This window comes from Chamaesiphon polymorphus CCALA 037 (assembly GCF_003003845.1).
GTDB lineage: Bacteria > Cyanobacteriota > Cyanobacteriia > Cyanobacteriales > Chamaesiphonaceae > Chamaesiphon > Chamaesiphon polymorphus.
In genome coordinates this window covers 1-11,885 of sequence record NZ_PVWO01000146.1, presented here as the reverse complement: position 1 = coordinate 11,885, position 11,885 = coordinate 1, and the positions used below count along the sequence as shown (strand labels likewise).

Sequence of the window (11,885 nt, the reverse complement as noted above, 5' to 3'; positions counted from 1 at the left end):
AGCTAAAGCTACATCTAGCTTCCTTGCATCGCGGTACAAGTTGCCCTGACGGTACCACGCTTCGGGGTCTTCTGTCGCCACAGGATAGTTTGGGAGTTCGGGTTTAGAGCGTAAATCTTGTTTCATTGTCTCATGTTCGGCGATGGCTGTCGAAGATCTATTGTGATTGGATAGATCGATCTTCGGAAAATTAGCTAAGTTTTGAGAAACAGTCACAACATCTCGCCTCAACGGATCGAGATCGATATCTCCGCCCTGTTCCAAAGGGACTGGAACCGCTCTCTGAGATGAGTTTTTGCGATGATTACTGCCAATCCAAAATCTACTTAGCATAGTTAATTTCCAAGATATTCAAAAGGCTGCGACAGACAGTAGCTAGTGAGTCTCGATTGTTGAAGCTGGTTTAGTAGGATCGATTGAATTACGATCTTACACGATCCAAATTGCCTCAGTATCGAGAAAAGTCATCAATTGAAATCAGTATAATTCGCTCTAAAAAGTATCATTAAATACATGGAAATCGCTCGAAGATGTGCTAAGTGAAAAATCGATACAAAATTGACGATCGAGCGAATCACAAACTCAATTTAAGCTATCGAAGATCTATACCAAATGACTGGGTTTAGTACCTTAGAGATTGCCGTAAGTAGATAGAATTAGTGTACTTTAGATTACACGGACATAGTAATTTATCACAATTTTAGACAATCACGCTAAAATTGCCAGCTTAAAATTTGTTAACATTTCGGATCGCTTGTCTGAAGCCAGATCGTCTCTCGATTAGCTACTAAATTGGCAAGTAAATGGGTAGATAAATGGGGAGACGAGGGGACGGGGGAAGTATCAATGTATAAGTTGCCAAAATATATGGGTATTTAATCAAAGGCACCCCCACAAGTTAATTGTGTAGGGGTGCCCTCGATCGATACCCAAAGATCTAAGCTGCTACTAATATCTGGATCTTGATGCGAGTCTGAGATTAGGCAGTCAAAATCTTGGCTGCGGCGGCGACACCAGCACCGGGGGTGCCGCCAGTATGACCGAGTTCGCTAACTGTTGCTTCTAGAGCCGCGATCGCCGTGAGAATATCGCGATCGCACACAAAGCCGAGATGACCGATTCTAAAGATTTTACCTTTGAGACTATCTTGACCGCCAGCGAGGACGATATCGAATTTCTTCTTCATCACGCTCCGGACTTGCTCGGCATCGACAGTAGTGGGTGCTACTGCGGTAATGGCAGGACTACCGTGTCCTTCTGGCGCGTATAGAGGCAAGCCCATGGCGGTAGCGGCGGCACGGGTGGCGAGCATGTGCCGTTGGTGGCGGGCAAAAATCTGTTCTAGCCCTTCTGCTTTCATCATCTGGAGTGCGGCTTGGAGCGCGAAAATCAAGTTGACTGGCGGTGTAAAGGGGGTAGTATTTTTCGCAGCACCCTTACTATATGGCCCTAAGTCCATATAGAAGCGGGGTAATTTGGCCACTTTATAAGCTTCCCAGGCTTTGGGGCTGACGGTGACAAAACCCAATCCGGGAGGAATCATAAATCCTTTCTGCGAGCCAGAACAGACGACATCTAGACCCCACTCATCGATCGGGACATTGACCGCACCCAGGCTGGTAACCGCATCGACGATAATTAACGCACCATGCGCTTTGACGTGCTTATTAATGGTTTCTAAGTCGTTGATGACACCAGTAGAAGTCTCGCTATGAGTGACGATGACACCTTTAATTGCTTTGTCAGTATCGGCGTCTAATGCGGCTTGGACGCTAGTGGGATCGATCGGTTGTCCCCAGGGCGCGGTAACTTCCACGACATCGAGGGCAAATGCTTTGGCTACTTCCGCCCAGCGTTCGCCAAACTTACCATTATGAATGACCAAAACCCGATCGCCAGGGCTAAAGAAGTTAATGATGCCTGCTTCCATCGCCCCAGTACCGGAGACTGTCAGCATCAAGACATCGTTTTGGGTTTGGTGCAACCATTTGAGATTGGCCGTAACCTCTGCCATAACTTGGCTGAATTCCCCGCTCCGATGTCCGATCGGGTGCTTGGCTAGAGCCAACAAGACGTTTTCTGGTACTGGAGTAGGGCCAGGAATCATCAACATCAACTTATTTTCCACGATCTTTATCCCATTTAAATAATAGTTACACTTACGATCTAGAGGCAGGTGCTGTTGGTAGCAGCACGGCCAAAGTCGATTTGCAGAATGTCAATTTTAGCTCAAGACCGCACCCAGAGGGAAGAGGGGATCTCTGGTCTGGTCTATACTGCCCAACTGCAACATCATGAGGCTAATTTAAGATCGATTTACGACCCTTCGATCGATCGATACTCAGAGTGGGCATCATAATCGAGTAGGATGTATGTCGATTGCACCACTAGCTGGGTAGAGATGAGATACCTAAATTTCCACATATCTAGCCGCCAGCATGAGTAGCAATCCTCAATCTGACGTTATAAATTGAGAAAATTGGATTCGATCGAAATGGTCGCATCCATAACGTGTGTTTTGAGTATATTATGGCATCATGTTAATGGTATATAGTAGTAACCTTTGATAACAAAAAAATGTTATGACAAATAATCTTATTCCTTATGATTGTGGTGACGACGATGTGATTGCCTTTGGCGAGGCAATGTTTCGCGCTGGCAAGCTAAAGCGGGCAATCGGGCAATCTTTTGATGGCTCGGTCGGTAGGGCGATCGATCAGAAACTACGTCAACATGGTTTAGAGATTCCCATTCGGATGATCGGTTCGACCCGATTGGCTAACGAACATTGTCAATGGTTCGATGACGGTATTAGTTGTGAAATCCTCGATCTGGCTACCCGACGGTGGTGCAAAGGTAAAGTTCGGGTACAAGTTTCGGTTGAATTTTTGGTAGAAGATACGGGTGAAAAAATGTTATTACCTGGCGATCGGGACTCGCCAGATGCCACACTTCGCGATCGAGAAGATTCAGCTAGTGATGAATATGTTAATAGCGAATATGTATTTACAGGTATTCATCATAATGGTCAATAAAAATATTGGCAATCGATTACAAATATTGTCTTGAAATCGGGCAGAATTAACTAAAAATCGATTGCCTAGATAACAGCCCAAATTATAGTTAGAATTTGGGTTTTTTAGTAGATGAGATTTCTCGATCGCCAAAAGCGAGTGTCTTTGTTTCGTGACGATCGGGGGGTCAATCGGCCTCATGACGACATACCAGCTTTGAACCAGTGGATCGGCGGTATCCAAATTAAATGAGGAACAGCTTCAAAGCGATCGCCTCGCCGATCGAACATCTGTAGCGATTTCCAAGTGGCGATTGCTACTAACTTATCGAGTGAAGTATGACAATCTGCATTCTTACCATTGTCGATGGAAGATTACTGGCGATCGACTGGGATGTTGGTGATAAATTTATAAGTAATAGTACCGTGGATGATGCGCTCGCTTATAGATTAAAGTGAAGGTAAACCGAAATTGTAAATCGCAGTAATGCCACCACTAAAATCACTGAGCCTCCGTCAAAACTTTTCATGGACTTTTGCTGGCAACATCATTTATGCAGCATCTCAGTGGGGCATGTTGGTCGTGCTGGCAAAACTCGGTAGCCCCGAAATGGTCGGGCAATTTACCTTGGGATTGGCGGTAACAGCACCAGTGATTATGTTTGGCAATCTCCAATTACGCCAAATCCAAATCACCGACGTTAAGCAGCAGTATGTATTTGGTGATTATCTGGGGCTGAGATTAATTTGTCTGGGTTTGTCACTATTGACGATCGCGATAATTACGATCGTGGCTGGCTATCGGTGGGAAGTCTGTTTGGTGATTTTAACGATCGGGCTATCCAAAGCGATCGAGTCAATTTCCGATGTGTTTCACGGACTGTTCCAGTTTCACGAACGCATGGATCGGATCGCCATCTCGCTGTCGATCAAAGGCCCACTGTCGCTATTAATGCTAGCGATCGGAGTTTACACCACTGGTACGGTGTTGGGCGGCGCGATCGGACTGACAGCGACTTGGGCAGCGATCTTGATCTGTTACGATATTCCGCGCGGTCTGGCAATCTTAAAGACGGCACCACCAGCACACAGCCACGAAGCTGCCGAAATACCCACCCCGCAACAACATCAATCTGCCCACTCGTTACAACCGAGATTCGATCTGAGTATTCTCCGCAGCTTAGTAACACTCTCCCTCCCATTGGGACTGGTGATGATGCTGATTTCGCTCAATGCCAATGTCCCGCGCTATTTTATCGAACATTACCTCGGCGAGCGCGAGCTGGGGATCTTTTCGGCCTTGTCGTATTTGATGATTGCTGGTGGAATTGTGGTTAGTGCCTTGGGACAGTCAGCCAGTCCGCGCTTGGCTAAATACTACGCCGCAGGCAATAGCAAAGAGTATAAAAGTCTGTTAGTCAAAACATTATTAATTGGCGTGTTACTGGGTGGAGTATCAAGCTTGGTGGCAGCGATTGCGGGCAAACAAATTCTGACGATTTTGTATCGTCCCGAATATGCACAACAGGTTTATTTATTCATCCTGCTGATGGTGGCGGCGGGGATTGGTTATGTCGCTTCCTTCATGGGTTATGGGATGACCGCTGCCCAGTATTTTCGAGTGCAAATGCCATTGTTTACGATTACAACTGGGATCTCTGCCGCGATCTGTTTTTGGTTGGTACCCACTCAAGGATCGATCGGTGCGGCGATCGCGTTAATTATCGGTTCGATCGCTCAAGCTCTACTAAGTTTGGGCGTGATTTTCCATGCTTTAAATAAGATTGCTAAATCTCCCCAGCCGACAGAATCAACTCTCGAATAAACTTGTTCCGCAGCTTGTTTAAAACTTGAGGTAGGGGCAATTAATCAATTGCCCCTACCTCAAGTTTTACTGACAATTAATATCCCAATTTAGTCATGCCATGAATGGCAGATGTTCGTGTTTTTCAGATTTTAATAAGTGATGAAAGTTACATAAAATCAAAAATTCGATGCTATATTGAATGATAAGTTGTCATCATTTTGAAAAAATCATGTCACCAATCAAACTGTCTGAGAGTTCCCAGAAATTGCTCCATTGTCCGGTGTGCCATGCCGAGCTAAACCAGACAGAGCGGGAATTAGAGTGTCTGAATTCTGAATGTACGACCTCTTTCCCGATCGTCGATGGCATCCCCGTATTAATTAACGAAAGAGCGAGTGTATTTGCGATCGATGACTTTCGCGCACGCCGTCAAACATTTTTCAAAAGTGAAAGTAAAAATCAGCTTGTAAATATTCTAAAAAGCTTAATTCCAGACATCAGTCGAAATATTAAAGGCGCAGCAAATTATCGTCACTTGAGCCAGATCTTACTCGAATGCTCGCCTCATCCTCGCGTGTTAGTAATCGGTGGGAGTATCCTCGGCGATGGGATGGAATACTTGGTCGAGAATACAGCAATCGAATTGGTTGAGAGTGATGTTGCATTTGGCGAACGCACGATGTTAATTAGCGATGCTCACGATCTGCCTTTTCAGGATGGTGCCTTCGATGGAGTCATCGCTCAGGCGGTGTTAGAGCACGTCCTCGATCCTCATCGGTGCTGTGCTGAAATCTATCGAGTATTGAACGATCGGGGCGTCGTCTATGCCGAAACGCCATTCATGCAGCAAGTACATAATAGTCCTTACGATTTTACCCGCTTTACCCATTTTGGCCATCGCCGCTTGTTTCGGCACTTTGAGGAGATCGATAGCGGAGCTGTTTGCGGCCCCGGCATGGCTTTGGCTTCTGCTTATATGTCTTTTTTGGTAAGCTTTACGACATCCAAAGTCTTCACACGGCTATTAATTGCGTTTGCACGATTGACGTCCTTTTATCTCAAGTATTTTGACTATTTGACGATCGACAAGCCCGGAGCGAGGGATGCGGCGTCAGGATACTATTTCATCGGGAGAAAATCGGATCTAGTTTTGTCCGATCGAGATTTAATTAAGCTCTACCAGGCAACCGAATCCCCTCGCCCCTAAAGTCGATCCGCAACTCGATCGAGACTTGAGGGTAGAAGCTATCGATCGTGGCATCTACCCTCAATTTTATTGGCAATTCATCGGGTTAATTTATAGCAATTTTATAGAACTTCACATATGTTGTCATACTTCAAGCAGGATGATACATTGGTGTTGTATTGCTGAAATCTAACATTATGCATGATTACCGCAAACCAACTGCTAACGAGCAAAATGCTGCCCCCTCGGCCAGCAACTCCTTAGCATCTAACTCAGCCGCCAATCTCACACTATTACTCAAGACAACGATCAAAAGAATATTAGCACCAATATTCAAGCTGACAGCGAACCGAGATAAAGGGCTGAGTCAGGAATTACAGTACTGGAATAAATGGCTTAGCAATCACGGCGGTACAGACGCCACTGGCTACCAAAAACGCATCGATCCCGCACTGGCTTTATCTGACTATCATGGCGAAATTGTCGATCGGCTCGGACGAGATACCATCCGAATTCTGGATGTTGGTGCTGGGCCTCTTACTGTCGTTGGCAAGTGGTGGAAGAATTACAATATCGATCTAGTGGCGGTCGATCCATTAGCCGATGAATACGACATCCTACTAGAGCAAAATCACCTCGAGCCACCCGTGCGAACGAAGAAGTGTCTAGGCGAAAACCTATCGACTGAGTTTGGTCGCGAAACATTCGATCTGGTTACTGCAATTAACAGTATCGACCATGCGGAAGATCCGGTACAAATTGTTGACCAAATGTACAGCGTGTGTAAACTTGGTGGCTTCCTTGTCCTCTCACATATCGAGAATGAGGCAAAGAAAGAAGGTTACCGAGGTCTGCACCAGTGGAATCTGTCGCTGCAAGACAATAATTTTGTCATCGAAGGGCATGGAACTACCACCTACATTGACGATCTTTACCGTGGCAAGTTAGAGATGGTCAACCATCGCGATGGTGAATGGATTCAAATTATTGCTAAAAAAATCGGTGTTTAACTCGTGGCGATCGATTCGATGGGCGATCGGGAAGTTTCCATTGACTCGCTATCTACTACTATCAATTACGTCTTACTGGCCACCCAGGCTTCCGTCAGGTCGCGCACGTAGTGGTAAAAGTCGGTGCGTTGCTGTTGCAATACGTCATCTCGATACTCTTGAGCTTTGGCGAGATTTCGTGCAGACATCCGAGCCATTCGCTCGGGATCGGTGACAATTTCGCGAATTTTACGGGCGAGTACGTCCACATCGCCTGGTTCGACCATGTCTTCTGGGGGCAATAACTCTGGGATCCCACCGACATTCGACCCCAAACAGGGTAATCCCCGCGCCATTGCTTCGACCATAGCTCTGGGCAAACCTTCTTGATAAGATGCCAGTACGAATAAATCGGATCGATCGAGTTGCGCTTGGACGGCATCGCCGGAAGCTAACTGTCCGAGGAGCTGGATGCGATCGCCAACATCTTGAGCGGCTGCTAAATCTGCTAGTTGCGATCGATATTGCCCGTCACCAAGCATGTAGAGTTGGAGATTGAGTCCTTGTTTGATACAAGCAGCAACGGCTTTGATTAAGACGTCGGGAGCTTTGTACATCTGAGACATCGTACCGACATAGACCAATGTGAATACATCTAAATCCTGTCGCAGTGGGCGCGGTGCGGCGACGAGCCGCTCGCTGGGGAGGACGACATCCGAGACCCCCACCGCAAAGTTCGCACAAGGGTAGCGGTCTTGAAGAGCGCCTTTGGTGACATATACTGCCGCAGCAGCATTGGCACAAATTCGCCTCAAAGTCCGGGGAAATAACCACTGAAACAATGGGCGCAGTGGATGGTCGATCGAACCGGGCGCGAATACATCATAGGGATCGGCCACCACTTCGACCGCATATGGATGACTGTTGCGGCTTAAGTATTGTTGGAGATCGCTAGATATTTGTGAAGGAACGCGCATAATAATCGCATCGTTCGGGCCGACGGCCCCACGCACGGCTTGCTTGACTAGGTTTGCCTTGCGCAGATACTGTACTGGCCCTAGATAGTTGGGAATTGCGGCAAACGAAACCATTTCGCCACTAGCGACTTGCCAGTCAGCATCTACGCTGGGGACATCGCGAAGGCGTGCGACTACGCACACGAGATCGAACACCTTAAGATAACGCTGCCAGAATGAATAAGGAAAAGTTGTTTGCGTCCACACTCGGCCATCAGGTGTGCGGTCGAAGCGATGTTCGAGGGTGATAATTACTTTCATATTTAACTTTGGCTACGGTCTAAAACTCTAAAAAATTTTATAACCAGTTTAATGATTATGTTTAATGAAACTGCGATCGACATTGTATGTCTATATCGATAATAACAGACAATGAGTATACGTTTGAGGTTGAGGACGTGTTAAATTCAACACAAAATCGTGCCGCGATCGGGCTTATTTTTTCCCCTTTCTAAGTGCATTTAAAAGACCTTTGACTCGATTAGGATTTAATTTACTCAGCCATCTCATCCACAGATAAGGAAATAGGCAATACCAAACAAATGGTCGAAATACCATCTCGGATGAGCCGCGCGGATAGAACAAAAAGAATGACACAAAGATGGCGATAGTTGCCATTTTAATCGGATCTCGCTCGCGTAGTGCCCACTGGACGAGCTTGGCAAATCCAAATCCTAGGAGACCCATAAAAATGATGCCAAACCAACCGAAGTTGAGATAGGCTTCGGAAATAAAGGAAAACCCAAAACTGCCACCTCGTTGGGCAAATTCTCGATCGAGTTCTCCCACCAACCAAAAGTCTGGAATATCATAACCAGACATCGTTAATGCTGGATGCCGACCCGCTGAAAATACATTCGGAATCAGTACCAATATCCCGACTAGATAGGTCATGCCCGCAGCAAAAGGTCTAACGTTAGGCACTAAATCTATCGTCCACCCGATCGTGGTCGCACTAAATCCCATCTCCGAAATCGAGGCGACGAGGGGATTGTCTATACCTGTCAGCGTTTTGGTAATAAAGTCAATTGAGAAAACATCCACCCCAGCTACTTCATTTCTCGTCGCACCCACTAGTGGAAATACGACCAATAGCATTAGCGCGGACACCGCCGCTAACAAAGATCTCGGAATCGGGCGCACTACGCTATCCCACAACCACAGCATGGCCAATAATGGCATTACCGCCGCGCCCCGCGTGCCGATCGTCAGTTTAGCGCAGGTGTACAACAAGATACAGATTACTGCAAATATTCGCAAACGGGGTTTGCGTTGCGCTCCAGCGATCGTTAAGAATACCCCCGGAAATATAAAATCAGCGATAATCTGCACGGATGCGGCTGCACCAGTTACGGCTTGCTGCTCGTACAGCGAAGCGTAACCGCCAGATCTAGCCACCTGAATCGCCCCAATGGCAACCACCATCACCGGAATAATCGACAGATATAGCAAGATTTGTCCGACCATCAGTGCGGTACTGGCTGGGATGATGGACGACCTAAAGAGGGTAGTGTTTTTGGTATGAAAAGACGATCTACCCCCCGTTAGGGAAGAAGATAGAAGTCCTGAAGGCTGGGCAGAAGGATCCAATCCCAGTCGCGTGTAAGGATCGGTTGCCCCGCCCCGATTCAGAAATTCTAAGAATTTGCTAGACTCGCTTTGGCGACGATCGAGTACGACGCACAGTAGCGCGCCAAAGTGCATAGTCGCGATCGACAAAGTGACGATATAAACTATTTGTAAACCATCAGCCACCGAAAATGTGTTTGCCAAAAATCCCTTTTCATTAAGCTGAAAAACTTCGAGAATAATTTGGCCGCCATTAAAGATAATTGCTGAGAGCAAAAACAATACATAAGGATCGAATAAGCGTTTAGTAACCAGATACCAAGACGCAAACGACCAAATTACCAATCCTAAAAATAGCTGGCACATCAACTGAAATGATGTATCTACCGACAGCAGAAATCCAGATGGACTGGCTGCATAAACCAGTCCAAATATCAACAACCCAATCAAAATATATGATTGAGTTAACATCACCAGCCAATTATTTTTATCTTTTCGTACCATTAACTCACTTTGCTCCACCAGTATGTATTTGCTAGTAACCGCTCAAATATTTGAATATTCCGTGCGATTTCGCCCTCAGAGCGACTTAAATTAAGGCTTTATCTCGGACGGCATTGGGTATCGCCTGGTCTGGACTATCGCCGCGATAAACCTTCATCAGTCGATCGATCCCAACTTGAATATTGAAAGAACTCTGTTGGATGGTCGTTAAAGCACTGTGCCGATCGATCGCGCGCTCTCGGTGCGTGCGGACGATTTCATCCGCCCAGATCGCGGCTGGTTGAGACAAACTCAGTTGCTGGACTAGCGGTTCGACCAAACAGACTTCTGGTGTAATCGCCTCAGACAAAAAGGTTTGCAATCCGGCTGCTTGCACTTCGATGCCCACTAGCGGCAGTCCCTCGCACAAAGAAGGCATTACAAAGGCATCCATCGCTCCCATCATCAAATTTGGTACATCTGGGCGACTGCCTGTAAATAACGTCCGCTCTGCCACCCCAGCGCGTTCGACTTGCTGCTCGATCTCCGCACGTAGCGGCCCCTCGCCAATTAGTAATAAATAAGCTTGCGGTTCGCGTTTGAGGACTTCTGCAAAAATATCGACCAAAAAAGTATGATTCTTTTGCTCTTGAAAGCGACCGACATGTCCGATGACAAACGCGGCTGCGGGGATGTTAAGGTCAGCGCGCACAAGCTTCGGATCGACCTTTGTTTCAAACGGTGTCAGATCTATGCTACAGTAGTATTTTTGCCAACGTGGGTCGTTCTGCCAGTTCTGGCCGAATAAGTTGGCACTAGCCACATCACTACAGCCTAAACCAATGGTGGCATAACGATCGATCCACCGAGTCATCAACCCGAAATACAATCGCCGCAGCCAGCTAGATTTTGCTTCTAAAGCTGTGGAGTCGATATGGCTGTGACAAACTCGAATCGGCACGCCAGCCCGAGCGGCCAACCGCAAAATATAGCCATTATAGTGATGGATATGGCTGTGAACGACATCATACGGGCCATATTCTTGGAGTACCTGCTGGAATTTTCGGGCGTATGTCAGCGGGTTTGATGGCCCCGTGCAGGGGATAACCCGACCGCCGAGGGCGCGAATCTCATCATCATAAGCGCAAGCATCGGTCGTACTGACCAAAAAATCGATCTGGAAGATATGGCGATCGATATTCCGTAAGACATGCATCAGCCAAGTTTCCGCACCCCCACGATTCATCCTCCCTACGACCTGAAGGATTTTGATTGGCGGACGATCGGGAGCGAGGTTCATAATTTTAGCGGTTTTTAATAATAGCAAATTAAATAAACTGACCGATTTGGCGATCGAGTTGTGCCTCAAGTTTATTTAACTAAGATCCCAAGCGTCATCAGCAGTAATACTCAATACCTTAGCTATCTGGCTGGGATATTAATTATCTTTTGACAAATAAATCGCTCGGTGGCGAATTGAGTCGATCGCTAATTGTCTAATTTTATCGGCAAACTTTATCCTCATCATCGGTCGTAGAAGCACACGACTTACCTACTTACGTCTTTTGGCCGTCAGATCTGTCACAGGTTAATATATTTAGCCCATGACTTGACTAAAATGAGTATGCTAATGCTCTCAATAATTACTAGTTTTTCGATCTCAATTATTGCGTAAAAATAAATGTAAAAATTTAAATCTGTAGCGAATCGAGATTGTTGCGTGCGCCAGCGGATAGAGAATCGATCGAGCTTCAGAATCGGCCTCAATCGGCGGTAACGCACAAACTCAAACTGATATGCTAAGATCGAGACGATCGTAATT

Annotated in this window: 11 protein-coding genes; 5 read left to right on the top strand and 6 right to left on the bottom strand. The window is 46.5% G+C overall.

Features of this window, described 5'->3' with window-relative positions:
- The coding region (locus C7B77_RS13030) for a hypothetical protein (protein ID WP_146138305.1) at positions 1 to 333 on the bottom strand (333 nt) is incomplete at its 3' end.
- 646 nt (positions 334 to 979) lie between these two features.
- Positions 980 to 2,128, bottom strand: a complete 1,149-nt coding sequence (locus C7B77_RS13025) for a pyridoxal-phosphate-dependent aminotransferase family protein (RefSeq protein WP_106305214.1) — start codon at positions 2,126 to 2,128, stop codon at positions 980 to 982.
- 87 nt (positions 2,129 to 2,215) lie between these two features.
- Between C7B77_RS13025 and C7B77_RS29980 the strand changes: the two genes are divergently transcribed.
- The 5 genes from C7B77_RS29980 to C7B77_RS13005 all read left to right on the top strand — a co-directional run bounded on the left by C7B77_RS29980 (position 2,216) and on the right by C7B77_RS13005 (position 7,016).
- Positions 2,216 to 2,359 (top strand): hypothetical protein, encoded by a 144-nt coding sequence (locus C7B77_RS29980; protein WP_181243852.1) that lies wholly within the window; start codon positions 2,216 to 2,218, stop codon positions 2,357 to 2,359.
- A 223-nt stretch (positions 2,360 to 2,582) separates the two neighbouring features.
- Entirely contained in the window at positions 2,583 to 3,035 is a 453-nt protein-coding gene (locus C7B77_RS13020) for a KGK domain-containing protein (RefSeq protein WP_106305211.1), read from the top strand.
- 465 nt (positions 3,036 to 3,500) lie between these two features.
- Positions 3,501 to 4,838, top strand: a complete 1,338-nt coding sequence (locus tag C7B77_RS13015) for a lipopolysaccharide biosynthesis protein (protein WP_106305208.1) — start codon at positions 3,501 to 3,503, stop codon at positions 4,836 to 4,838.
- Between the two features lie 211 nt (positions 4,839 to 5,049).
- Positions 5,050 to 6,027, top strand: a complete 978-nt coding sequence (locus tag C7B77_RS13010) for a methyltransferase domain-containing protein (RefSeq protein ID WP_106305205.1) — start codon at positions 5,050 to 5,052, stop codon at positions 6,025 to 6,027.
- A 176-nt stretch (positions 6,028 to 6,203) separates the two neighbouring features.
- A complete protein-coding gene (locus tag C7B77_RS13005) occupies positions 6,204 to 7,016 on the top strand; it encodes a class I SAM-dependent methyltransferase (protein WP_106305202.1) in 813 nt (270 codons plus the stop codon).
- Between the two features lie 65 nt (positions 7,017 to 7,081).
- Here the strand turns inward: C7B77_RS13005 and C7B77_RS13000 are convergent, their stop codons facing one another.
- The 4 genes from C7B77_RS13000 to C7B77_RS30745 form a co-directional block, all read right to left on the bottom strand.
- Complete coding sequence (locus tag C7B77_RS13000) at positions 7,082 to 8,272, bottom strand: glycosyltransferase family 4 protein (protein WP_106305199.1); 1,191 nt, start codon at positions 8,270 to 8,272, stop codon at positions 7,082 to 7,084.
- Positions 8,273 to 8,446: 174 nt separating this feature from the next.
- A complete protein-coding gene (gene wzy, locus C7B77_RS12995) occupies positions 8,447 to 10,084 on the bottom strand; it encodes an O-antigen polysaccharide polymerase Wzy (RefSeq protein WP_106305196.1) in 1,638 nt (545 codons plus the stop codon).
- An 85-nt stretch (positions 10,085 to 10,169) separates the two neighbouring features.
- On the bottom strand, positions 10,170 to 11,363 hold the full coding sequence (locus tag C7B77_RS12990) for a glycosyltransferase family 1 protein (RefSeq protein WP_106305217.1): 1,194 nt from the start codon (positions 11,361 to 11,363) through the stop codon (positions 10,170 to 10,172).
- Positions 11,364 to 11,644: 281 nt separating this feature from the next.
- The coding region (locus tag C7B77_RS30745) for a hypothetical protein (RefSeq protein ID WP_219892133.1) at positions 11,645 to 11,885 on the bottom strand (241 nt) is incomplete at its 5' end.

What these genes read in the sequence shown, in the direction of transcription:
- C7B77_RS29980 (WP_181243852.1), top strand. Translation starts at nt 2,216, where the DNA reads ATGTCAATTTTAGCTCAAGACCGCACCCAGAGGGAAGAGGGGATCTCT.
- C7B77_RS13020 (WP_106305211.1), top strand. Translation starts at nt 2,583, where the DNA reads ATGACAAATAATCTTATTCCTTATGATTGTGGTGACGACGATGTGATT.
- C7B77_RS13015 (WP_106305208.1), top strand. Translation starts at nt 3,501, where the DNA reads ATGCCACCACTAAAATCACTGAGCCTCCGTCAAAACTTTTCATGGACT.
- C7B77_RS13010 (WP_106305205.1), top strand. Translation starts at nt 5,050, where the DNA reads ATGTCACCAATCAAACTGTCTGAGAGTTCCCAGAAATTGCTCCATTGT.
- C7B77_RS13005 (WP_106305202.1), top strand. Translation starts at nt 6,204, where the DNA reads ATGCATGATTACCGCAAACCAACTGCTAACGAGCAAAATGCTGCCCCC.
- C7B77_RS13000 (WP_106305199.1), bottom strand. Translation starts at nt 8,272, where the DNA reads ATGAAAGTAATTATCACCCTCGAACATCGCTTCGACCGCACACCTGAT.
- wzy (WP_106305196.1), bottom strand. Translation starts at nt 10,084, where the DNA reads ATGGTACGAAAAGATAAAAATAATTGGCTGGTGATGTTAACTCAATCA.
- C7B77_RS12990 (WP_106305217.1), bottom strand. Translation starts at nt 11,363, where the DNA reads ATGAACCTCGCTCCCGATCGTCCGCCAATCAAAATCCTTCAGGTCGTA.